The sequence below is a fragment of the Sphingobacterium sp. UME9 genome, assembly GCF_014170215.1.
GTDB classification, from domain to species: domain Bacteria; phylum Bacteroidota; class Bacteroidia; order Sphingobacteriales; family Sphingobacteriaceae; genus Sphingobacterium; species Sphingobacterium paramultivorum.
On the sequence record NZ_LZZP01000013.1, the window covers coordinates 302,665 to 325,347 of the forward strand.

The 22,683-nt window shown below is 37.8% G+C and carries 21 protein-coding genes; 15 read left to right on the forward strand and 6 right to left on the reverse strand.

The window, feature by feature from the left end:
• Positions 1 to 8 precede the first annotated feature (8 nt).
• The 5 genes from A9970_RS20350 to A9970_RS20370 all read left to right on the forward strand — a co-directional run bounded on the left by A9970_RS20350 (position 9) and on the right by A9970_RS20370 (position 4,995).
• On the forward strand, positions 9 to 1,154 hold the full coding sequence (locus A9970_RS20350) for an aspartate aminotransferase family protein (RefSeq protein ID WP_182983486.1): 1,146 nt from the start codon (positions 9 to 11) through the stop codon (positions 1,152 to 1,154).
• Positions 1,155 to 1,295: 141 nt separating this feature from the next.
• Entirely contained in the window at positions 1,296 to 2,258 is a 963-nt protein-coding gene (locus A9970_RS20355) for an acetylornithine carbamoyltransferase (RefSeq protein WP_075990879.1), read from the forward strand.
• Positions 2,259 to 2,309: 51 nt separating this feature from the next.
• On the forward strand, positions 2,310 to 3,107 hold the full coding sequence (gene argB, locus A9970_RS20360) for an acetylglutamate kinase (RefSeq protein ID WP_046674891.1): 798 nt from the start codon (positions 2,310 to 2,312) through the stop codon (positions 3,105 to 3,107).
• A gap of 27 nt (positions 3,108 to 3,134) precedes the next feature.
• Positions 3,135 to 3,941, forward strand: coding sequence for a pyrroline-5-carboxylate reductase (gene proC, locus A9970_RS20365; protein WP_182983487.1), 807 nt, complete (start codon positions 3,135 to 3,137; stop codon positions 3,939 to 3,941).
• Positions 3,931 to 4,995 (forward strand): M20 family metallo-hydrolase, encoded by a 1,065-nt coding sequence (locus A9970_RS20370; RefSeq protein ID WP_182983488.1) that lies wholly within the window; start codon positions 3,931 to 3,933, stop codon positions 4,993 to 4,995. The genes proC and A9970_RS20370 overlap by 11 nt, the downstream gene beginning before the upstream one ends.
• Positions 4,996 to 5,030: 35 nt before the next feature.
• Here the strand turns inward: A9970_RS20370 and A9970_RS20375 are convergent, their stop codons facing one another.
• Positions 5,031 to 5,504 carry an Lrp/AsnC ligand binding domain-containing protein gene (locus A9970_RS20375; RefSeq protein ID WP_046674894.1) on the reverse strand — a complete coding sequence of 158 codons (474 nt, stop codon included), beginning with the start codon at positions 5,502 to 5,504 and terminating at the stop codon, positions 5,031 to 5,033.
• Positions 5,505 to 5,892: 388 nt separating this feature from the next.
• Between A9970_RS20375 and A9970_RS20380 the strand changes: the two genes are divergently transcribed.
• Positions 5,893 to 6,939, forward strand: coding sequence for a hypothetical protein (locus A9970_RS20380; protein ID WP_046674895.1), 1,047 nt, complete (start codon positions 5,893 to 5,895; stop codon positions 6,937 to 6,939).
• Here A9970_RS20380 and ruvC read toward each other — a convergent pair whose 3' ends face one another.
• Positions 6,940 to 7,506 carry a crossover junction endodeoxyribonuclease RuvC gene (gene ruvC / locus A9970_RS20385; RefSeq protein WP_088160095.1) on the reverse strand — a complete coding sequence of 189 codons (567 nt, stop codon included), beginning with the start codon at positions 7,504 to 7,506 and terminating at the stop codon, positions 6,940 to 6,942.
• A 100-nt stretch (positions 7,507 to 7,606) separates the two neighbouring features.
• Between ruvC and A9970_RS20390 the strand changes: the two genes are divergently transcribed.
• Both A9970_RS20390 and A9970_RS20395 read left to right on the forward strand, forming a co-directional pair.
• Positions 7,607 to 8,581: a lysylphosphatidylglycerol synthase domain-containing protein gene (locus A9970_RS20390; protein ID WP_075994618.1), complete on the forward strand. Its 975-nt coding sequence runs from the start codon at positions 7,607 to 7,609 to the stop codon at positions 8,579 to 8,581.
• 103 nt (positions 8,582 to 8,684) lie between these two features.
• Positions 8,685 to 9,695 (forward strand): glycosyltransferase, encoded by a 1,011-nt coding sequence (locus A9970_RS20395; RefSeq protein WP_259655447.1) that lies wholly within the window; start codon positions 8,685 to 8,687, stop codon positions 9,693 to 9,695.
• A 7-nt stretch (positions 9,696 to 9,702) separates the two neighbouring features.
• On the opposite strand, the gene A9970_RS20400 is transcribed toward A9970_RS20395, so the two are convergent.
• Entirely contained in the window at positions 9,703 to 10,437 is a 735-nt protein-coding gene (locus A9970_RS20400) for a lysophospholipid acyltransferase family protein (protein WP_182983489.1), read from the reverse strand.
• Positions 10,438 to 10,560: 123 nt separating this feature from the next.
• Between A9970_RS20400 and A9970_RS20405 the strand changes: the two genes are divergently transcribed.
• From A9970_RS20405 to A9970_RS20420, 4 genes are read left to right on the forward strand one after another with little or no spacing between them, the layout of a single operon-like run.
• Positions 10,561 to 10,860, forward strand: a complete 300-nt coding sequence (locus tag A9970_RS20405) for a DUF2089 family protein (RefSeq protein ID WP_182983490.1) — start codon at positions 10,561 to 10,563, stop codon at positions 10,858 to 10,860.
• A 45-nt stretch (positions 10,861 to 10,905) separates the two neighbouring features.
• The gene (locus A9970_RS20410; RefSeq protein ID WP_153848179.1) at positions 10,906 to 11,397 is read left to right on the forward strand and encodes a hypothetical protein; all 492 of its coding nucleotides are present in this window, start codon (positions 10,906 to 10,908) and stop codon (positions 11,395 to 11,397) included.
• Complete coding sequence (locus A9970_RS20415) at positions 11,387 to 11,971, forward strand: hypothetical protein (RefSeq protein WP_182983491.1); 585 nt, start codon at positions 11,387 to 11,389, stop codon at positions 11,969 to 11,971. Before A9970_RS20410 ends, A9970_RS20415 begins: the two co-directional genes overlap by 11 nt.
• Before the next feature lie 12 nt (positions 11,972 to 11,983).
• On the forward strand, positions 11,984 to 13,357 hold the full coding sequence (locus A9970_RS20420; RefSeq protein ID WP_182983492.1) for a S9 family peptidase: 1,374 nt from the start codon (positions 11,984 to 11,986) through the stop codon (positions 13,355 to 13,357).
• 159 nt (positions 13,358 to 13,516) lie between these two features.
• On the opposite strand, the gene A9970_RS20425 is transcribed toward A9970_RS20420, so the two are convergent.
• Positions 13,517 to 14,224, reverse strand: coding sequence for an SDR family oxidoreductase (locus A9970_RS20425; protein WP_159731388.1), 708 nt, complete (start codon positions 14,222 to 14,224; stop codon positions 13,517 to 13,519).
• Positions 14,225 to 14,226: 2 nt separating this feature from the next.
• Complete coding sequence (locus A9970_RS20430) at positions 14,227 to 15,141, reverse strand: lysylphosphatidylglycerol synthase transmembrane domain-containing protein (protein WP_075990891.1); 915 nt, start codon at positions 15,139 to 15,141, stop codon at positions 14,227 to 14,229.
• 474 nt (positions 15,142 to 15,615) lie between these two features.
• Between A9970_RS20430 and A9970_RS20435 the strand changes: the two genes are divergently transcribed.
• The 3 genes from A9970_RS20435 (at position 15,616) to A9970_RS20445 (ending at position 18,596) form a co-directional block, all read left to right on the forward strand.
• Positions 15,616 to 16,170 carry a lipocalin family protein gene (locus A9970_RS20435; RefSeq protein WP_046674905.1) on the forward strand — a complete coding sequence of 185 codons (555 nt, stop codon included), beginning with the start codon at positions 15,616 to 15,618 and terminating at the stop codon, positions 16,168 to 16,170.
• Positions 16,171 to 16,418: 248 nt separating this feature from the next.
• Positions 16,419 to 17,570 (forward strand): GDP-mannose 4,6-dehydratase, encoded by a 1,152-nt coding sequence (gene gmd / locus A9970_RS20440; protein ID WP_046674906.1) that lies wholly within the window; start codon positions 16,419 to 16,421, stop codon positions 17,568 to 17,570.
• 99 nt (positions 17,571 to 17,669) lie between these two features.
• Positions 17,670 to 18,596: a hypothetical protein gene (locus A9970_RS20445; RefSeq protein ID WP_153848173.1), complete on the forward strand. Its 927-nt coding sequence runs from the start codon at positions 17,670 to 17,672 to the stop codon at positions 18,594 to 18,596.
• Positions 18,597 to 18,909: 313 nt separating this feature from the next.
• Here A9970_RS20445 and A9970_RS28950 read toward each other — a convergent pair whose 3' ends face one another.
• Positions 18,910 to 22,656 carry a HAMP domain-containing sensor histidine kinase gene (locus tag A9970_RS28950; protein WP_153848172.1) on the reverse strand — a complete coding sequence of 1,249 codons (3,747 nt, stop codon included), beginning with the start codon at positions 22,654 to 22,656 and terminating at the stop codon, positions 18,910 to 18,912.
• Positions 22,657 to 22,683: the final 27 nt, after the last annotated feature.

Genomic DNA, 22,683 nt, shown 5'->3' on the forward strand with positions numbered 1-22,683 from the left:
TCATTAAGATGAAACCATTTGATGTTTATCCCATTAATCCCATTAACATAGTAAAAGCTAATGGATCAACGGTGTGGGATGCCGAAGGAAATGCTTACTTGGACTTGTATGGTGGCCATGCTGTGATATCGATAGGACACACGCACCCACATTATGTACAACGCGTCACAGAACAATTGAACCGTATTGGGTTCTATTCCAACTCTGTCGAGATTCCAATTCAGCGTGAACTTGCCCGATTGTTAGGGGAAGTTTCGGGAAAGGTTGATTACGATTTATTTCTTTGCAATTCTGGCGCAGAAGCAAATGAAAACGCATTGAAGCTGGCTTCTTTTTACAATAAGCGTAAAAAAGTCATAGCGTTTTCAAAAGCTTTTCATGGAAGGACTTCATTGGCCGTAGCGGCTACAGACAATCCGAGTATAGTTGCTCCTGTCAATGAAACTGATAATATTGTATTTATTCCTTTCAATGATGAAGAGGCTTTGACTGAGGCTTTCGCATCATATGGTGATGAAATTTCATCTGTTATCGTGGAAAGTATCCAAGGGGTAGGTGGAATCAGAGAAGCGTCAGTATCGTTTCTTCGATTGATTCGGTCTCTTTGCGATCAATATAATGCGGTGTTTATTGCAGACGAAGTACAATGTGGGTACGGAAGAACAGGCTTATTCTATGCGCAGGACTATTCGGGCGTTGAGGCCGATATTTACACCATGGCAAAAGGTATGGGCAATGGTTTCCCAATTGGTGCAATCAGTATATCGCCCAAATTTAAAGCGACTTACGGTAGCTTGGGAACGACATTTGGTGGCAATCATCTCGCATGTGCTGCCGCACTGGCTGTATTAGAGATTATCCAACAAGATAAACTGATGGAAAATGCGGCTCAAGTCGGACAATATCTTATTGATGAGCTTAAGCAACTCGATGAGATTATAGAAGTGAGAGGCCGAGGATTAATGATCGGTATAGAACTACCTGAATATTTGGCCCATGTGAAGAAAGATCTCTTGCTAAAGAACCGTATCTTTACAGGAGAGGCTAAGCCTTTTGTGATTCGCTTATTGCCTGCTTTGAATATTACGAAAGATCATGCTGATCAGTTTTTAGAAGCATTGAAAGCACATATCAAAGCAGTAACGGTTGCATAACCTTAAGGCTGTCGATCAAATTATCCAATAGCCACACATCGGCTAATACAAATTTGATTGCGACATAGTAGTTAAAATATATACTGAGTGTGAGGCGCCTATTTATTGCCGTTGAAAATGCACTCGAATAAATAAATATAGATGAAAAAGTTTTTCTCTGTTAAGGATGTTTCCAGTGTAGCGGACGTTGTTCAAGAAGCGTTAGCTTTGAAAGCTGCACCATATGACAATCAGGACCTTGGCCAACATAAAACCTTGGGACTTGTATTTTTGAATCCGAGTTTACGTACGCGTTTGAGCACACAAAAAGCGGCGATGAATTTGGGCATGAATGTGATGGTTATGAATATGGATAAAGATGGTTGGGCTCTTGAGACACAAGATGGTGTTGTGATGAACGGGACAACTGTTGAACATATTCGTGAAGCCGCCGCTGTTATGGGCGAGTATTGTGATATTTTGGGACTTCGTTCCTTTCCAAAATTGAAAGATCGTGAAGAGGATTATAGTGAGGACCTGTTCAACAAATTCATTAAGTACTGTGGTGTTCCTGTTGTTTCCTTAGAGAGTGCAACACGCCATCCATTGCAGAGTTTGACAGATATGATTACCATCACTGAGTACAAGAAGACTGAAAAGCCGAAAGTGGTATTGGCTTGGGCTCCGCATGTTAAGGCATTACCTCAGGCAGTACCTAATTCTTTTGCAGAATGGATGTGCAAAGCACAAGAAGAGGGATTGGTCGATTTTACGATAGCTCAACCTATGGGGTATGAGTTAAGTGAAGAATTTACTGCTGGAGCAACCATATCTAATAATCTTGAGGAAAGTTTAAAGAATGCTGATTTTGTCTATGTGAAAAACTGGTCTTCTTATCAAGAATATGGCGAGGTATATGGTGTTGATGAAGATTGGATGATGGATAACAAGAAGCTCAATTTGACGAACGATGCCAAAGTAATGCATTGTTTGCCAGTAAGAAGAGATCTTGAATTGTCTTCTGAGATTTTAGATGGACCAAACTCACTCGTGATTAAAGAGGCTAGCAACCGTGTATGGGCTGCTCAGGTTGTTTTAAAACGTATGTTAGAGGATTTGGCATAGTCCAATCCTATAGATTATTGAAAAACTATTTTTATTGGGAAAAGTTGCGTAATGGCTAATAGTGTATTAAATATAATTAAAATTGGCGGGAATATTATTGATGATGAGCGCCAATTGGATTCTTTTTTAGAAAAGTTCTCCGCATTATCAGGGAAAAAGATTCTTGTACATGGTGGGGGTAAAATTGCAACTCGTTTGGCTAGTGAACTGGGAATTGAAGCCCAAATGGTAGAAGGGCGTCGTGTGACAAATGAGGAAATGTTACGCATTGTAACAATGGTATATGCTGGATTGACAAATAAGACAATCGTTGCTAAGTTACAAAATTTGAAATGTGATGCTGTTGGATTGACTGGAGCCGATGGTGATGTCATTAAAGCGATAAAGCGTCCGGTTAAAGATATCGATTACGGCTTTGTAGGTGATTTGTTGCATGACTCTGTAAATACGCTGGCTATCAAGAAATTTCTAGAAGCTGGGTTTGTTCCGGTGTTTTCGGCTATTACACACAATGGCCTTGGACAATTGCTCAATACCAACGCGGATACTATAGCTTCTTCATTGGCGGTGTCTTTGGCTTCATTATATGAAACTTCTTTGGTTTATTGTTTCGAGAAGAACGGCGTTTTACGCGATGTAACAGATGAGAATTCAGTAATTCCAACGATTAAGTCAGAAGAGTTTGAACATCTTAAGGAATCCGGCGTGGTGAATGACGGGATGATCCCTAAGTTGCAAAATGCATTCAATGCTATAAATAAAGGTGTTCAAGAGGTCTATATTGGAAATGCTAATAATTTGCATTTGTTTCAACAAGGACAATTTGGAACTTGCTTGACATTAAAATAAAAATCTAACCTAAACCCAACGATCGCTATGAAAAAGGTCACCATTATCGGAAGTGGTAATATCGGTCTTTCTTTGGCAAAAGGACTTGTAAAAAGTGAATTTGCCCATGCTGCCGATATTACATTGACGAGGAGAAATTTGAATGCACTGGCCGAAGAAGCGAGCCAGGGCTTCTCAGTAAGTAATGATAATAAGCTCGCTGTAAAGGGGGCTGATATTGTTGTTTTCGCAATTCTACCTCAACAACTAAAAAAGGTATTGATGGAAGTGGCCCCTGTAATTGAAAAGACAAATCAGATTTTTGTCTCCATCGTGTCAGGAGTCTCTTGTACCGATTTAAAAGCAGAGTTGGGTGCAGATGCTACAGTTATACGGGCAATGCCCAACACAGCAATAGCAATCGCTCAATCAATGACTTGTATCGCCAGCGACAGTGCTTCAGACGATAGTTTGAAGGAGGTTGAGAAGATGTTTGAAACTGTTGGTTCAGTGGTTGTTATTAATGAAGACCTTATGACATCGGCAACGGCATTGTGTGCTTGCGGTATCGCATTCTTCCTGCGTGCTATTCGTGCTGCTTCACAAGGTGGAGTTGAAATCGGATTTCATGCGCACGACGCATTAAAAATGGCGGTTCAAACTGCAAAAGGCGCTGCTGATTTGTTATTGCATACCAATGCTCATCCAGAAGGAGAGATTGATAAGGTAACATCACCAAAGGGATGTACAATAGCGGGATTGAACGAAATGGAACATAACGGTTTTAGTTCTGCTTTTATAAAGGGAATTAAACTGTCTGCGGATAAAGCAGGAGGACTATACCATGAAGGATAAACAGCATCTATTTGAAGATGCTCTGGCCCTTTTAAAACAATTAATTGGACTGTCGTCTTTAAGTAAAGAGGAAGAGTTCACAGCAGATTTAATTGATCGCTTCTTTCGGGAGCGTGATATCAAAACACATCGGAAAGGCAATAATGTCTGGGTGTATAACGCCCATTATGATATCACTAAACCTACGATATTGCTTAACTCCCATCACGATACAGTAAAACCAAATACGGGTTATATAAGGGATCCTTTGGCGGCAACTGTAGAGGAAGGTAAATTGTTCGGATTGGGGAGCAATGATGCTGGAGGCTGTTTGGTATCATTGATAGCTACATTTTTGTATTTTTACCAGCAGACGGAATTGAAGTATAACTTCTGTCTTGTCGCCAGTGCCGAAGAAGAGATCTCAGGTAAGAATGGTGTAGAATCTGTTTTGGATGCTATCGGTCCAATTGATTTTGCAATTGTGGGTGAACCTACCTTATTGGATTTGGCAATTGCAGAAAAGGGGCTCATGGTGTTGGATTGTACCGCTTTAGGGACGGCTGGACATGCTGCACGTAATGAGGGTGATAATGCGATCTATAAAGCGATCAAGGATATTGAATGGTTTCAAAATTATACATTTGAAAGAACTTCGTCAACCTTAGGCCCAATTAAGATGTCGGTAACAGTAATTCAGGCGGGATCACAGCACAATGTGGTACCGGCTACTTGTAACTTTGTTGTTGATGTCAGAACCACAGATGCTTATTCGAATGAAGAGACGTTGGATATTATCAAGTCTCATGTAAAATCAGAGGTCACAGCGAGATCGACGCGCCTGAAGTCTTCTTCTATTCCTGAAACGCATCCAATCGTCAAAGCAGGCATTGTACTGGGACGTAAAGTATATGGTTCACCGACGATGAGTGATCAGGCTCTTATTCCTGTCCCTTCTCTGAAGCTGGGACCTGGCGATAGCGCGCGGTCGCATATGGCAGATGAGTTTATCTATATTGACGAAATTAGAGTAGGGATCGATCTCTATATCGCCATGTTAGAAAAGATAGTATAAAAAAAGCTTCCATTTTTATGGAAGCTTTTTTTATACTAGACTAAGCTGATTTGACGTTTGATACTCTCCTCGAGAGAGATGATCGTCTCGGTACGTTGAATTCCTGGTACGGATTGAATATCTTCATTCAATACTTTTCTCAGGTGAACTGTATCTCTACAGATGATTTTTGCAAAAATACTGTATTGGCCAGTACAATAGTGTAATTCGACCACTTCTTTGATTTCTTTCAATTTATCTACCGCATCTGCATATTGTGAACCTTTTTCAAGATAGATACCCAAAAAGGCAGTGATATCAAATCCGACTTTTTGGGGATTGATAATTAGATTTGACCCTCTAATGATACCTAGTTCTTCCATCTTCTTCATTCTAACGTGAATTGTACCACCTGATACAATTAGCTTTTTTGCTATTTCTGTATAAGGAATAGAGGCATCGTTCATTAGAATAGACAAGATTTGGATATCCAAATTGTCTAGATCATAGTTTGCATATTGATTTTCCATTAACAATGGTTTTTGTGTTCATTAATTGGTCGTTGCATCAAGATCTGACCAATAGCTAAAATAATTAAATTTATTTCAAAATTACTAAGAATTTTCGGTTTATAGATGTAAATTTAATAAAAAATACTTATTCATATTGATAATGTTATATGTTTTTGATTGAAAGTGATTATAATTGTTTCATGGTGATCTTATTATAGGTTAAGTGATTGTTTTCATGTTTGATATCAAGATTATGATAGATTAATTTAGTATTACCTTTTTTAGAAGTAGGAAAAACAGTTGGCATATTAAAAATCTAATCAGTTCGTATTTAGCGTATGATGGGTTAAAAATGTAGCAGACTGTGTGATGTTTTAGTAATCGAAAAATCAAATACGGAATAGAGATGGAAGAGGTTCAAGATGTAAAGATTTCGAAAAAGAAACCGATTTTTGAAGTAGGGGAAGGACTTCATAAATACCTTAAGCTGTATCAGCGAGACGAAAAGTTGCCGATAGGATACAAAGATCTACTGAATTTTACGGAGACAGTACCTGTCATGGATAAATTTGGCAACGATACTTTTTGGGAGACTCCACTGTATCCGCAATATCTTATTGACCAATTGTATGACGGGTTGAAGGTGATTTATGCTAAACTGAAAGCATCAGGTAATACGCGAATCGTCCAGCATAAATATATTGATCGTGTCGAGTATTGCGGCTTTGGCAATACTAAACCATTTCGTATTCGTATCGTAAACCGTTTAAATGATGTGTACGATTATTTTTACATCAAGCAAGCTGATGCGTCAAGAATATATGGATTGGAGTTAGAAGAAATATTGTCGCCCAATCAGGTGAATTATATGGTAGACCATGATACTTTGGTTGAAGAACATATTGTTGGAATTCCTGGGGACACGTTTTCGAAAACACGTATGTTCTCACCTGATTATAATCTGACCCGGATTTCCAAAGAATTTGTCAAGTTTAATGAACGGTGTATTATTACGTTGTTGGGGGATATGAGAGCCTACAATTTTGTGATGCAGATTACACCGGATTTCGATGATTTCCAGTTTCGAATTCGGGCAATAGATTTTGACCAGCAGTTTTATGAGGGAAATCCAAAAGTATATATGCCACAATTTTTTAAGGAGAATCTTCCCTATGTCAAACTAGCGATGGAACATCTAAATGAAAAAACAGTGCTGCAATACCAACAGGAGGAACGTTCTTCCATTGTGCATAGAGTCCGAAGTGAAAGACACCGCATTGCTGATCTGAGGGATGCTTCGCAAACGCAGGTGCTCTCGACGCAGGAGAATATCAAACAGTTACGTGAGGGCTATGCTGAATTTTATCAGAATAACTCCTACCTCAAGTGTAAAACGATGACGGATATTGTTGAGTTGAATGTGAAGAATGTGATTCGTCAGGTGCAAATGTAATTACTTGATCCGATCTTTGTTGTCTTTGATAAAGGCGGACCATCCAGTGTACGACTTGCTGCTGCCTGATACTGCATTTTTCTGAAACGAGTGGCAGACAGCGATTGCCAATCCGTCGGTGGCATCTAAAAATTGTGGTGTTTCCTCAAATTTTAATAGATTTTTTAGCATAGCGGAAACCTGCTCCTTTGTAGCATTTCCATTTCCTGTAACGGATTGTTTTATCTTTCTTGGGGAATATTCAAAGATTGGGATATCTTGCGCCAGCGCCGCCGCCATGGCAACACCTTGCGCTCGCCCTAATTTGAGCATGACCTGTATGTTTTTGCCATAAAATGGTGATTCAAGAGCTACGCAGTCGGGATTATATTCCTGCATTAGAGCAGAAGTTTTTTTGAATATACGTTGTAGTTTTAGAGCATGGTCATCTAAATGTCCCATTTTGATGACCCCCATTGAGACCAAGGATATGTTATTGCCGACTTCTTTGATGATGCCATACCCAAGTATTACTGTTCCGGGGTCTATACCTAAAATTATTCTTTCTTTCGCCTTTTCCTTCTGCATATACAATAATACAAATTTTGCGTTTTATTCGCGGATTGCGTTCGACAAAACTTAATCATTTGGCTAAAATTTAGTAACATTGCTCTCTAATTATCAAAAGTTGACTGGAAGACAAAAAAAATACATCAGTCTTTTATTGAAGATACTGGTTTTCGCCCTAGCGACCTGGTATATCGTTGTGAAGGTATCCGATAGAAGCAATATTGAGAAGTTCAAAACCCTAATTGCCGGTTTGGAGCAGCATTCGGTTGTTTGGACCCTTATTTTAATTGTGGTTTTAATGCTTGTCAATTGGTTGCTTGAAGTTGTGAAATGGCGGTATCTTGCATCTAAACTGGAGCATATTTCATTTTGGAAGGCTTTCCAATCCGTTTTCTGCGGGCTTACCTGGGCTATTTTTACACCCAATAGGATTGGAGAATATGGCGGGCGGGTACTTTTTCTACAGCCCCAACATCGGGCAAAAGGAGCCGTAGCGATGGGCGTTGGGTTATTTGCGCAATTGGTGCTTACAAGCGTTGCGGGATCACTAAGTATCGCTTGGTTTATCTGTAAATTTCTTTCTACTCCTTTAACAGTACAATTTGGGGTATGGCTACTTGCTATTATCTATGCTGGAGGATTTGTCATCTTATATTTCAATGTAAAATGGATCGATTTATTGGTCGGTAAAATTAAGTTTTTGACGCGAATTAAGCCCTTCTTTGAAGTATTGGAGCATTATTCAATGCGGGAGCTCAGTATTGTTCTTTTAAATTCTTTGGCGCGATTTGTTATTTTTACTTCTCAGTATATCATCTTGATGAAGTTAACTTTGCCTGAGTTACCACTTTTATCCATGATTCTGATGATTTTTATCCTGTTTTTTGTTCAGGCAGCTCTACCTACATTGGATATTTTTGATTTCAGTGTTAGAAGTTTTGTTGCTAGCAATCTATATAGCTATATTACCACACAAGAAATTGCTGTAATGGCTATTGTTTCCTGTATTTGGTTCGTTAATTTGATTCTTCCAGCTATATTTGGTTCTATTTTTGTTTTTAAGATTAATTTTTTCGGTGATACAAATTCTTAACTATTTATTGATCATTTTTACCTGCGTATATGCAATTCTAGTTTTATGGATGCGTAGGGGCTGGTTCTTGATTTTGGAACCTAACAATTCTATTAGGCCAACAATGACCGTATCTGTGATTATCGCTGCGCGGAATGAAGAGTTAAATATTAGGCGCACCATTGAATCCATACTAGGGCAGAATTATCCTAAAGAGCTCCTTGAGCTAATTATTATCGATGACCATTCAGACGACAATACGTCTTTGATTGTGAAAGAATATGAAGATAAAGGTGTCAAGCTGATTCAATTAAACGAAAATGGCCGTTTGAATTCGTATAAGAAATTAGCAATTTCAAGAGCAATAGAATGTTGTCATGGTGAAATTATTATTACCACTGATGCAGACTGCCGCATGGGGTCGAACTGGTTAGCAACGGTTATCAGCACATTTGAGAAAGAAGGTGCTTATCTACAATCTTCTCCAGTGGTGTATTCGGAGGAGAAGAGTTTTTTTGAACGACTGCAAACCTTGGAATTTTTGTATTTGATAGGTCTGGGCGCTGCAGGTATTGGTAACAAAAAACCAACGACCTGTAATGGTGCGAATTTGGCCTATCGAAAGGATATTTTTAAACAAATGGGCGGATTTAAAGGGATTGATGAGCTAGCATCCGGAGATGATGAACTTTTTTTACATAAGGTAGCAGAACAATATCCTGAGAGAATAACGTTTTGTAAATCAAAAGATGCCGTTGTTTATACGGATGCCAAACCGGATTTGAAGTCATTCATTAGTCAACGCAGACGTTGGGCTTCAAAAAGTACCAAATATAAAAATAAAGGTGTCATCGCATTGGGGATTTCCATTTGGTTCTTTAATTTATTGGTTTTGGTAGCTTCAGTTCTTGCTCTTTTCGGCGTGAAATTCGTTGCTTGGGTTGTACTTTTTGCATTGCTATTGAAGATGGTCGTCGAATTTCTTTTTATTGAACCTTTGACCAGGTTCGCAAGCAGAAAGGAACTCTTATGGTATCTTCCTTTATTGAGCTTGGCTCATATTCTTTATCTGGCTTATATAGGCATATTGGGTAATGTGGGTAAGTACGACTGGAAGGGAAGGCAGGTTAAGTAGCTTATTCCTATTTCTCGACCTTTAGTTTTATCGCTTCTTCAGCTAATTTAACGATCTCCTCAATATTCTTACCCTCCGTATCCAACGGATTTAGCACTTCCCAGGTCATGTGAAGAAATGGGGTCAGTGGATACATCCCATATTGTACCATTTCATATGATCCAGTGATCGCAATAGGAACAACGAGTGCATGTGGATTTTTCTTTAATAATGTGGCAATCCCACCAACATGAAAGGCCTTCATTTTCCCGGTCTTTGATCTTGTACCTTCTGGAAAAATAAACGCGGACCAGTTTTTGGTTTTCATATTATTGGCAAGTTTTAATATTTCAGCAATAGATTGTTTGGGGTCATTGCGATCTATATTTGCGGCACCACCATGTTTTAAGTTGAATGAGATACTAGGTATACCGCTGGCAAGTTCTATTTTAGAAATAAACTTTCCGTGAAATCTACGCAAAAAATAGATCATTGGGGGGATATCAAAAGTACTTTGGTGATTGGCAACGAACACGATAGGTTGACTTGTTGGAATATTTTTGTTGTCGATAAATGTCACCCGATTAAATAGCGTGTAATAGCAGGCAACGAGGCAGGCATTTAACATATCGACACTTTTTTTGTGGGCATCATATCCACCTAGCTTTAAACATAGCCACTGTATGGGGTGAAAAATAATTAAGGATAAACCAAAACAAAACCAAAATATAATAGATAGGAAATAGCCTAAAAACTTCTTCATAAACGTTATTTAATGATACAAATATATCATTAAGCAATGGTTTTTGAAAAATATTGATTTTATAATGTTTTGTTTTAACATTATTAATATTATCTTTAATAATGTTAATAATGTTATTATTTAATGAAAAAAATACCGGTTGATTGCCCTTGTTGTGAGTCGAAGTTAAAAGTCGCCAAATTGGTGTGTGACTCCTGTGAAACCGAAGTTGTAGGTAAGTTTTCTTTACCTGTGTTGATGCAGCTTACTGTAGAGGAGCAAGAACTTGTTTTGAATTTTTTGATGCACTCAGGGAGTTTAAAAGAAATGGCAAATCAGATGGGCAAATCCTATCCGACGGTCCGTAATATTCTCGATGATCTGATTCGCAAATTGAAATCGCTTGATCATACAAACAATGGTGGCAGAAATAGAAGTATTTAGCAGTCTGGACAATCGAATGATTGATAAACAAAGAATTATATCAAGATGAAAAATAATACGCTTTATACCGAAAGCCAATCTTTTTTTAGCTGGTGGCTCTGTCTGATCCTTTTATCTGTCAGTGTGGCCAGTTTTTCTGTGCACTGGAATGAGCTCTTGCGGTTGAATTTTGCTCCATTATTTCAATTACCGGGGTTTTGGATCAATTTGGTATTATGGGGATTGTTTGGCGTTCTACGATTAAGAACTACTATTCGTGAAGATGGAATTGAAGTCTATTTTTTTCCATTTAATTTCTATCGTAAAAGAGCGCGTTGGACAGATATTCGTGCTGTTGAGGTACGAAAATATAACCCGATTGGTGAGTTTGGTGGATGGGGTTTTCGGAGAGGGCAGAAAGGGCTGGCTTTTTCAGCTCGTGGTAATATGGGCTTACAACTTACATTGGAAACTGGTAAGATATTACTTATTGGAACCCAAAATCCAGTAGAAATCGAAAAGCTGAGCTTATCTCAATTCTTAAAAAATGAAAGTTAAACAGATTTTTCAGAATCCATTTGCGGAATTGCCGGAGTGGAAACTATTCTTTGCTGGTGTTATCGGATTTTTGTTATCAAGCTATGTTATTTATTTATCGGGCCAGCAGTTTAATGGATTTATGCATTTCTATCAACCAGATATAGGGGTTTCCATATGGGCTGTCTTGAGCGTTCATGCCTTTATGGTTTTGGCTCCTTTTACACTTCTTTACGGTACAGGGATGGTATTAAACAGAAAGACTAGAATCATTGATGTCATGAATGTCGTTTTGATTATACCATTTCCGCTCTATTTTGCATTATTTTTGGGGAAACTATTAAATCAGGACAAATTTACTGACCAACTATTAAAAGCGGTGCAAAAAGGCGATCATACATTGGCTGGAGTTGATAAAACTGAACTATTTTTATTTGGTATGTTTGGAATAATCAGTTTATTATTGCTGTTTTATCAGTTCTATTTATTGGTCAAGGGCATGAATGTAGCGGTTAACAATAAGAAGATTGGTATCAGTGTACTATTTGTGGCATTATATTTTATACTGGATCTATGTATACAGTTTAATTTCTAGTAAAAAACGACAATGAGAAAAATTTTATACCTATTTATTATTTGTTTCCACTTTTCATGTTCCCATGCACAGACATTTGATGGATCATGGAAGGGCGAGGTTGAGGTTTCGGGGCAGAAGTTGCTGCTGGTGTTCAACATTCAAAAAGATAGCGCAGGGAAGTGGAATGGAACCTTTGAGAGTCCGATGCAAACAGCGCAGAAATTTGCAATCAATCAAATACGTATAGAGCACGATTCCATTTGGTTGGACGTTAGGAATATAGGTCTTCTGTATGCTGGCTTTTTAGATCGGGATAAAGATGTTATGAAAGGAGTGATGAAACAAGGTCCTTTTGAATCTGCTATGATTTTGGTACGAAGCGAGAACGAACAGAGTGGGCTTTCTCGTAAACAGGATGTTTTCCCCCCTTATAGCTATACGGAAGAGGAAGTGGAATTCAAAAATAGCGCGGGCAATGCGCTACTTACGGGTTCCCTGACTTATCCCAAAAGTGGAGGGCCGTTTCCTGCGGTAGTATTAATCAATGGCAGTGGGCAACAAAATAGAGATTCTGAAGTGTTTGGTCACAGGCCATTTAAGGTACTTGCTGATCATCTTACGAAAAATGGTTTTGCCGTATTACGTTACGATGACAGGGGAGTAGGTGGCTCCAAAGGAGAAGTTAATTTGGCAACAACGATTGACTTTGCTTCCGATGCCAATGTTGCAGTTGATTTTCTAAGCAAAAAAGCTGTAGTTGATGTGGATAAAATCGGGATGATTGGCCATAGTGAGGGCGCTTTAATTGCTGAAATAGTGGCATCAGAAAATAGTAAAGTAAAATACATAGCGCTTCTATCCGGACCTGTGATTAAAGGTGATTCCCTACTGATCTTACAAAGTTACGCCTTGGGGAAAGTCGGTGGTTTATCTGAAAAGGCTTTGGATGTAAATAAAGCAAATAATCGAAAATTGTATAATATTCTGTTGGAAGACGAGCCACCAAAAGTATTGGCCGAATCGTTGGAAAAAGAACTTATTCAGCAAAATAACGGGAATCCACTGACTCCTGATATGAAGATTAAACTTAGTCCAATGATGAGCCCCTGGTTTAGAACGTTTCTTCGCATCGATCCAGCTTATTATCTGAAGCAGGTGAAAGTACCGATTTTCGCTTCCTTCGGGGGAAAGGATGTTCAAGTCCCGGCGAATGAAAACATCTATTGTCTCCAACACCTGCATTTAAACACCACCGACGTCACTATTAAGGATTATCCTAATTTGAATCACCTTTTTCAAAATGCGCAAACAGGAAAAATTGAAGAATATTTTGAAAACTCAGAGAGCTTTAATGAACAATTGATGGATGACCTTACGAAATGGCTTAAACTGAAAACAAATTGATTTAATCAACTAAAGGCCGCGAATTTTAATATTTTTTCCGGATCAAATAGGCTTAAAAAAATCGGGACCATTTAATAGTACATTAAATGGTCCTGACTATATTAGATAAACCTGAGTGTATTAGAACAAGGGATATCTCTTTGAAGTGCGCTATTCCAATTAGGGTGTTGTATTGGCTACAGGAAGTATTTTCCCATTGAAATAGTGATGCCCATTTTGAGCGAAATCTGCGATATAGCGTCCCATTTCAAAGGCTAAAGTACCCGCTTCAACACCTGGAAAAGCAGCTTCGAACATTTCAGTCTGAGCAGATCCTAAGGCTAGACAGTTCACTTTGATTCCCTTTTCCTTAAATTCCTCCGCTAAGCATTCTGTAAGCACTGCTAATGCAGCTTTGCTGGTTGAATATGCCGAAAGTCCGGGAAACTTTAGGGATCCCTGGAATCCGCCCATACTGCTAATATTGACAATATGTGAGCCTGATTGCATCATGGGAACAACGTGTTGTATCATATTGACGTGTCCCATCACATTGGTTTGTAGCATTTCAGCAAAATCCTTTCCGTCAGTTTCCATAAATGGCTTATTGATGAGTGCTCCAGCATTGTTAATCAAGATATCAACCTTATCAAATTTTGATTGGATGAAGGGAACGAGAGTAGTATAGTCATCGTAGACAATATCAAATTGAGCCGGATATAAAGTGCCGCCATCATAGTTGAGCTGACCTGCAATTTCATGAAGTTTTCTCAGTTTGTCTGCTGATCTAGCCAAAGCAATTACTTTGTTGTCCTTTTTAGAGGTCAAATCCAATACCGCTTCAAATCCAACACCACTGCTTGCACCTGTAATAATAATATTTGCCATGTTTATTCTTCTAGTTTTTGACTTTGTTCAACTTCTTCTGCGGAAGGTAATTTGTCCTCGCCAATTGCTTGCGGATGAAAGATAAAGTAAATCCCCGAAAGAGCAACGAGAGCGGAAATAATATAAAATAACAATGTGATCAAAACCGCATTGTGAGAGTCTACCTGGAATATGCCAGCTCCCCACATAATCACAAGTTCACGCATGCCCAATCCCCCAACAGAAAACGGAATGATTGAAACCAAAGAAGATGCAAGGAATAGAAATAGGTACGGAGAGAACTTACCGCTAAAACCTAAGGCATAAAGAATGAGGATTGCTGCGAGAACCTGCATTGATTGTACACCAATAGCCTTTAAATGTGCTCTTAGAAATGTTGCTTTGTATTCCTTAAAGAACTTGGTTACGATAAAGTAATAGAGAACGCTCCCTATAATAAATAAAATGATGGTAAGATAGTTTGGAATCCCTAGCTGTGGCATATAGGTAACCAGCGCTGCAATGATAAGGCACAGTGCCCATAGGCCGCTTAATCTGTCTAAAAATAGGGCCGTGAATAATTTTCTTCCTTTAATATTGAATCTTTTCCTGAGGAAAAATATCTTATATCCATCTCCGCCAACACCCCCAGGTAGAATGAGGTTATAAAATAGGCCAAGTTGGTACAATTTCAAATTATATTTTTCCGTGACATCCAGACCGATTGCCTTTAAAAAGGTTAATAAACGCGAAGAGGAAATAAAAATGGAGATACTATAAGCGACTAAAGCAAAGAATAGATAGAGCGGATTGGAATTGATGACAGCTTCTTTCAGATCCTTTAGAGATACCTTGCTGAATACCCAATATAAGGCTCCCACAGTAACAACGATCTTTGCTATATTTTTGGCTATTTTGAGCCCCTTTTTTTTATCCATAGAAATTATACGTCCAATCTTGTTCAGCTGTAATTAGCGATTTGGCGAATCCAAAGTTAGAAACTTTGTCGAATTGTGCAATTGTGCTTAAGCGATCGTTGGGTAAATTCTTGAATACAATAATATCAAATATAAAATACCAAAGATAGTAGCAAGAGAAAATAGCCAATTTAGGTCAATTCTGTTATATTTGTGCTTGAGCACAGCGATCATCAATCCAATGATGAAGCAAAATAATAAAATAGGAGCGACAAGCGCGATCTTATTGGTAAATGCAAGGCTGATTTGATTCAATTTGCTTTTTGCTTCCTGTCCTAAAAAAAGCGGATAAGAAGCAAAGGCCAATAAAATGATAAATAACCTTAACAGCGTTTTTGCGATTATTTTGCTTATGGTATGATTTTTGGCTGTAATCTTCATGATTTGTGGATTAATTTACCCCAAAAATACAATTTGAAATTAAAATTTATACATATGAATCGATTCGTTTTATCATTAGCAACAGTTTTTGCTACGGTGACCTTATTTTCTTGTGGAGCACAAAAGCAAGGTACATCAACTGGAAATCCTTCTTCCAATACGAGTGCAGCTTCTGGTCCTAGCGCTTCGGATTGGAAATCCGCTGTAAAAGGAACGTGGACATTGAATACAATCGATAGAGAGAATTTACCTTCTTCATTCACGATTAAAAGTGTATTTGAAGAGGCTCCTGCAGAATGTTTCGTAGGTAGTACATGGAATTTTATTGGAAATGGTAAAGGATCTATTACTTTTAATGCGCAAGGAACTTTATGTGCTCCGGGTGCATCACGTGAGATCTTTTGGTCTATCTATAACCCTGGAAAAGGCTTAGGAGAACCTCAGTTTCAATTTAAAAAGATTTATGCAGGCGATAAGGCGAAGAACGTAACAACAGGTTACCGTTTGGATTTATCTTATTCGGATGGGAATAAATTAGTTATGCGCATGCCATTGACTGTTGCTAACGGAGAAGCCTATTTAGTGTTTAATTTTACGCGTTCGAACTAAACGTAAACGATAAAAGAAGAATAACAGAAAGCTATAGGAATTCCTATGGCTTTTTTTGTTTAAAATTTAATACTTTTACACTCCCAATTCATTATGATTTATTTGTGCCATAGGCTGCGGAATTTACCGATACAGTGAAAAAGCCAACTATGCATGATAATCTTGTGGGCGGATAAGCTTATTTTAAGTATGAAAATGGGATATATACCTAACGATTTCGTCAGGTATTGCTTAATCTAGAGAGAAACATGGCTGAACAAAACACGAAAACTGCTTTAATAACAGGTATAACAGGACAAGATGGTGCCTATCTAGCAGAATTCCTATTGAAGAAAGGTTACAAAGTACACGGTTTAAAGCGTCGCAGTTCTTTATTCAATACAGATCGTATTGATCATCTTTATCAAGATCCCCATCTTGACAATAGAAATTTCACATTGCATTTTGGTGATTTGACGGATTCAACCAACTTAATCCGTATTATACAGGAAACACAGCCTGACGAGATTTACAATCTTGCGGCGCAATCTCACGTAAAAGTTAGTTTTGATACGCCGGAGTATACTGCAAATGCCGATGGTATCGGTACCTTGCGGATTCTTGAAGCAGTCAGATTATTGGGAATGATTGAGAAAACCCGTATCTATCAGGCTTCTACTTCCGAGCTGTATGGATTGGTGCAAGCGGTTCCACAAAGTGAAACAACACCTTTTTATCCGCGAAGTCCTTATGCTGTAGCAAAAATGTACGGTTATTGGATTACTGTCAATTATCGTGAAGCCTATAAGATGTATGCCTGTAATGGAATTTTATTTAATCACGAGAGCCCTGTAAGGGGAGAGACTTTTGTGACACGTAAAATTACCAGAGCTGTAGCAAAAATCGCGCTAGGGCTACAGGATAAATTATATCTTGGTAATCTGTCGGCACAACGCGACTGGGGGCACGCCAAAGATTATGTAGAAGCAATGTGGTTGATTCTACAACAAGAAACCGCAGAAGATTTTGTGATTGCTACAGGTGTGACAACAACTGTAAGGGACTTTGTTCGCATGGCTTTTGCAGAATTGGGAATCGAGATTGAGTTCAGTGGAAAGGGAGAGCAGGAGAAGGGGGTAATTATCGATATTGACGAGGAGCGCCTAGCCCAGTTAAATATTGATAAGTCGCTGATTAAATTCGGTCAGACTGTTGTCAAAGTTGATCCAGCATATTATAGACCAACTGAAGTCGATTTACTTATTGGTGATCCGACTAAAGCAAATACAAAACTTGGATGGACGCCAAAATATGATCTTCAGATGTTGGTAACAGATATGGTACAATCCGATCTTCACCTGATGAGAAAGGAAGAATACTTAAAACAAGGCGGATTTGAGACCTTGAATTATTTTGAATAATTCATAATTGATAATAAAAAATAAAACTGGAATAATTTTTGTTTAAACATTCAATAGTATAAATTTATAGATTTATACCTATGAATATGACAGTATATTATGATAAATTCAGAAGTTGTTTCGAGTAAGAAAGAAGAAGAAAAGAAGAAAGATTCTTCGAAGATTTATTTCTTTATCATTGCGATAGCAGCATTACTTGCAACGAACATATATTTTTATGTCAAGTTTAAGACCAATGGTGAAAAGGTCTATACACTTACAGTGGAAAAAGAAAATTTGCAGGTACAAATCGATCGTATTGAAGCTGAATTGGATAAAATTGATGTAGAAAATGTCCAATTGACTCCAGAGATGTCCGTGCAGAAGGATGATTCCAGAGCTGAGATCGCAGAGCTTCGTAAAAAACTTGAAAATAAGAGTATTACTCCAAAAGATATCGATGAAGCACAGCACAAGATCAATCAGCTTAAGAAGCAGGTGGATACTTATCGTGTAAATGTGCAGCGGCTGATTCAGGAAAATCAGATTTTATCGAAGCAAAACTCCAACTTGAGCGAATCTGTTGTCGAAAAAGAAAAACAGATTACTTCATTAGTTACATCAAATTCGGATCTGAAAGAGAAGGTTGCGACTGCTTCAGCATTAAAGGTTTCAAGCATCAGTATAAATGGCCTTGAAGTCAAAAAGAATGGAAAGGAATTTGTGGAGGAACGTGCTAAAAAAATTGATAAGTTAAAAATCAATTTTACCATTGCTGATAACCCCTTAGCAAAAAATGGAGAACGTGATATCTATGTCAGAATTATAGATCCACAGGGAAATCTGGTCGTGCAAGGTGATAATATTTTCTATGTGCATGGCGAGAAATTACAATATACTTTTAAACACAATATTTTATTTACCAACAAAGGTGAAGATTATATCGTCTATTGGGCAGCAGAGGAAGGATTCTCGAAAGGGGCCTATACGATTTTGTTATATGAAGATAATGCAATTATGGGACGATCTACTGTTGTATTGCGTTAAAAATAAATAGGCTATAAACAAAAAAGCTCTTTGCAGTCATGCAAAGAGCTTTTTTGTTTATAGTATACTGTTCTTGTTATACTGATCCTTAAAACAAAAGAATAAGGCTATCCATTAACTGGTTAGTTTTATGCTATCAGTGTTTGAGTTATGAGGTGCCCTAATTGAACGCTATATTTTTATTTACATTAGTTGGCATGACGGCCCCTTCTTTACACAAATGGAGCGGCAGGTCCTTATTAGATATACTGGAGATAGGTTTCATATACGCTTTCTTCGATGTCTTATTTTTGTTGATTGTTATCTGCACATATTAAGACTCTACCTGTTGCAAAGGAAGCAGTATATGAAACGTCGTACCTTCGCCTTCTACAGTCTCAAAATAAATTTGCCCATTACTGGCTTCAATTGTTTTTTTGACAAGAACTAGCCCTAAACCGTTTCCTGAACTCTTTGTCGTGAAATTAATCTGGAAAATTTTATCCTGCATCTCTTTGGGAATTCCATAACCATTGTCTTTGATGTCTATCTTGACAAATTTGTCTGAGTAGCGTTCAATGGAAATCTCGATCTTCATGTTTTTTCGTCCATAACCGCCTTCAATTGCATTTTTTATTAAATTATTGAAGGTTCTCAATAGCTCATTACCATCAGCCTTGACAATAAGGGTTTTGTGATCAGCATTGTTAATGAGACGAATACTTACATTTGGTGTATTGTTGTACAAGGAAATGGACTTTGTTATTTTTTCTACAATATTGATGTTTTCCATTACCGTATTTGGGAATTTTGCGAAGTGCGAAAATTCTGAGGCAATATGTGTCAATGCATCGATTTGTTCGATAAATGAAGTGGAGAATTTATTGAAGCGATCCGGAAATTTAGGGTCCTCATCTTTGTACGATCTACGGAGTTGCTGAATGCCTAATTTCATTGGTGTCAGCGGATTTTTGATTTCATGGGCTATCTGTTGAGCCATCTCGCGCCAAGTGGATTCTCGCTCAGTATCTTTGATTTTATTGGCATAGTCCTCAAGTTTTATGATCATGAGATTATATTCTTTGATCAATGTACCTATTTCATCATTTCGTTGCCAAAACAGAGGCTCGTTGGGTTGTCCCAGGCGTAGTTGTGAGATCTTCTTACTGATGATGCTCAATGGATTGGTGACACTGTTGGCCACAAATGTCGCATAAAAACCAAAGCCTATGATGATCAGCGAATAAATGTTCACTATTGTATTTAAAAGAAGATTCTTATTGATGTTTTCTTCCTTCTGAAGCGAGAAGTTTGGTATACCTATATAAGCCAGTGTATTATAGTTTTTGTCCCTGATGGTGGCATAACTGGTCTCAAATTGAAAAGTACCTATACGCTCATCTTCAATCGTCTCTGATTTTTTTAAGATAGAAAGATTCTTCAGTGCGGCCGGATTAATGAAGGTAGAGAATAGCTCCAAGTCATAAATCCTACGCTGAGAGCTATAAAGTAGGCGGCCTGATTTGGAATAAAGATTGAAGTCTTTGGAAATTGTTTCAGACAATGTCTTGAGCATGCTGATAAGCTGCGTCTCGGTGGATGTTTCATCCGTGTACGTCAACATATTTTCCATCCGTTTGCCTAGTTCGATAATAAAACGTTCCTTGCTTGCTTTATTGTTATTATAAAGCTGCTTGTTGATACTTATATACGAAATTACCGCCGATATGAGGATCGCCAGTATTACCGATGAGATAATGGAGGTCTGAATACGTGTAGAGTACTGTATTTTGTTTACTATTTTGTAGAACTGATATTTTAAATTACGGAAAGTTAGCTTGGTATTCTTAAGAAAGATATAGAATGATTTTATGAAATGGAAAAACATGAAAATCATAAAAAATACCAGGAACAGAAATGACGTAGTCGCTAGATAATCCCAAAAAGAAGGTTTTTGTTTACTGATAACATATGTTGAGAATTTATTGGCAACATAAGCCATATGTAGATATGCATCACGGTCCAGTACTTGAATATATTCTCCTGGAACACCTTTCAGCCCTCTTAAATTGTTCTCGTAGGTATATTTCCCAAACTGTGTTATTAAAGAACCTCCTTTATAAAGGGCTATCGAATAATCCCCTTTATTATAATATTGCGAATTGTTGATCCGCATATCGGTGAGGATTTCGGGATAGGGAACCGTGTAACTAAAGTCTTTATTGGAAAGATTGATGATGACATTGACAATCCTATTTTGGTCAATAGTGACAGGAATGATGGAGAAGTATTCATGCGTACCTAGTTCCGCACTTGCACGGTAGAAGTTCTGCGTGACTTTTATCGATTTGTTGATTACCTTTTCTCGATATTCATTGATCTTATTCTGACTGGCCGGATTGAGCGGAATATTATTTTGATCATAATAATATGCTTTGAACTCATACTTGGAAAGATAGCCGCTAAAGTACTTTTTCTTGATAAAATCGTTGATCCCCTCTGTATTGGTATAGGGAAGGCTGATATTAAATAAGTGTTTTAATTCTTGATCGTTTGCTATGCTGCTTTCAATATCAGAGAATAATGAAACAGCATTGACATCATCTTCTGATTGTAGATTACTCAACAAGATTTTCATGTCGATTAAGTTCCGTTCCTGATAGAAACGTGCGTGCGTGATCGCACTTATGATTGCCCAAAGTATCAGTACGGCGATATAATTTGTTAATATATGTCGGTCGAAATACTTCTCTCCAAATGACTTAATGAGAATGATCAGTGCGAGTAGCAAGTTGACTAGGCTATTTTTCTCTATATAGAAGGAAATGATCAGAATGACAAAGATGACACATGCCAGTTGAATGTTGAGTAGCTGCGTCGGTTTTAATTCTAATTTTTTAAGGAAAAAGAGTACAAGATCAATGTAGATACTTAAGGCCAAAATACCCATGCCAACAATGCCGAGGTCTACCCAGCTTAAAAAATGTAAATCGACGAGTTTTGTAAAATCAAAATAGATATTGTTGGAGTGGGTAATCAATGTACCGGCGATATCATATAACAGACCGAACGACAGATATATACTCAGAATAAATCCGATTGCAATAGGAATTCTAAAGAGCCGGATGTTTTTTATCTTGTCGAAATTGAGCTCTTTGCGAATTGAATAAATGAACAGAATTAGCCATAGCACCAATATTGTGGTGGACATCACGGACCATATATTGGGGAAGAAACGGTTGTAAGCATAATTACGCGAGTCGAAAATTGAAAATGTCGCATTTTCGGACAGCAGATTCCATTTAAGATCAGCAAATTTGACAAGGCTAAATATCGATAACAGCAGGATTGCAGACCACCAGGCCCGTCCTGTCTTGGCCATATGTAAGCAGAGGCTATTGAAGAAGATCAGTAATGCGATCCAGGCAAGTAGCCAGCAGAAGAATTGCAAAATTGTATAGGCATTTTCATGCTCTCCATCTTTCAGCTTAACGGAGAACAGATAAGACCCCTCATTGCTATAGATATTTTTAATGGTGACCGTGTCTGTATAGGAGGCAATGTCAATATTTCTGGTGTCGAAGAAGTTTCTCCGCAAAGAGCTATTTAAATAGGGGTTGTTGTTATTTGTATAGCCTTTTACAATAATATAGGCGAGTATACTGATATTGCCAATTGTTTTTTTTCGAACAACGTAAGAACGGTTATCATCCTGAATAAAATTGGATTTTTCTGGAAATCCCTGATCTGTAATAGGTACAAATAGATGCGTGCTCCACATCTTCGGTTCATGGTCCTTAAAGAGAAATAAATAAACCTTCTCATTGGTTTTAAACTTTTCAAATGCCTGATAAACTGCTATCGGATACTGATCGTAGTTTTTAAATGTTTTGAGTAGGAGTGAATCATTGAAAATTCGGTCGACTTTTTTCTCTTGTTGAGCGATATAATCATTGAGTGATTTTGTATCAATGTCTAGTATTTCCTTATTGGTAACAGATTCTTTAATGGTGATAGCTGTTCCTATAAAGCATAAAGTCAAGATAAGTAGGAGTAATCGAATTTTTATACCAGAATTCACGTTCGTCAATTTACATTATTGTAAATA

Bases quoted from the DNA above. Each gene is read 5' to 3' on its own strand.
- A9970_RS20350 (WP_182983486.1), top strand. From the start codon at position 9: ATGAAACCATTTGATGTTTATCCCATTAATCCCATTAACATAGTAAAA.
- A9970_RS20355 (WP_075990879.1), top strand. From the start codon at position 1,296: ATGAAAAAGTTTTTCTCTGTTAAGGATGTTTCCAGTGTAGCGGACGTT.
- argB (WP_046674891.1), top strand. From the start codon at position 2,310: ATGGCTAATAGTGTATTAAATATAATTAAAATTGGCGGGAATATTATT.
- proC (WP_182983487.1), top strand. From the start codon at position 3,135: ATGAAAAAGGTCACCATTATCGGAAGTGGTAATATCGGTCTTTCTTTG.
- A9970_RS20370 (WP_182983488.1), top strand. From the start codon at position 3,931: ATGAAGGATAAACAGCATCTATTTGAAGATGCTCTGGCCCTTTTAAAA.
- A9970_RS20375 (WP_046674894.1), bottom strand. From the start codon at position 5,504: ATGGAAAATCAATATGCAAACTATGATCTAGACAATTTGGATATCCAA.
- A9970_RS20380 (WP_046674895.1), top strand. From the start codon at position 5,893: ATGGAAGAGGTTCAAGATGTAAAGATTTCGAAAAAGAAACCGATTTTT.
- ruvC (WP_088160095.1), bottom strand. From the start codon at position 7,506: ATGCAGAAGGAAAAGGCGAAAGAAAGAATAATTTTAGGTATAGACCCC.
- A9970_RS20395 (WP_259655447.1), top strand. From the start codon at position 8,685: ATGACCGTATCTGTGATTATCGCTGCGCGGAATGAAGAGTTAAATATT.
- A9970_RS20400 (WP_182983489.1), bottom strand. From the start codon at position 10,437: ATGAAGAAGTTTTTAGGCTATTTCCTATCTATTATATTTTGGTTTTGT.
- A9970_RS20405 (WP_182983490.1), top strand. From the start codon at position 10,561: ATGAAAAAAATACCGGTTGATTGCCCTTGTTGTGAGTCGAAGTTAAAA.
- A9970_RS20410 (WP_153848179.1), top strand. From the start codon at position 10,906: ATGAAAAATAATACGCTTTATACCGAAAGCCAATCTTTTTTTAGCTGG.
- A9970_RS20415 (WP_182983491.1), top strand. From the start codon at position 11,387: ATGAAAGTTAAACAGATTTTTCAGAATCCATTTGCGGAATTGCCGGAG.
- A9970_RS20420 (WP_182983492.1), top strand. From the start codon at position 11,984: ATGAGAAAAATTTTATACCTATTTATTATTTGTTTCCACTTTTCATGT.
- A9970_RS20425 (WP_159731388.1), bottom strand. From the start codon at position 14,224: ATGGCAAATATTATTATTACAGGTGCAAGCAGTGGTGTTGGATTTGAA.
- A9970_RS20430 (WP_075990891.1), bottom strand. From the start codon at position 15,141: ATGGATAAAAAAAAGGGGCTCAAAATAGCCAAAAATATAGCAAAGATC.
- A9970_RS20435 (WP_046674905.1), top strand. From the start codon at position 15,616: ATGAATCGATTCGTTTTATCATTAGCAACAGTTTTTGCTACGGTGACC.
- gmd (WP_046674906.1), top strand. From the start codon at position 16,419: ATGGCTGAACAAAACACGAAAACTGCTTTAATAACAGGTATAACAGGA.
- A9970_RS20445 (WP_153848173.1), top strand. From the start codon at position 17,670: ATGATAAATTCAGAAGTTGTTTCGAGTAAGAAAGAAGAAGAAAAGAAG.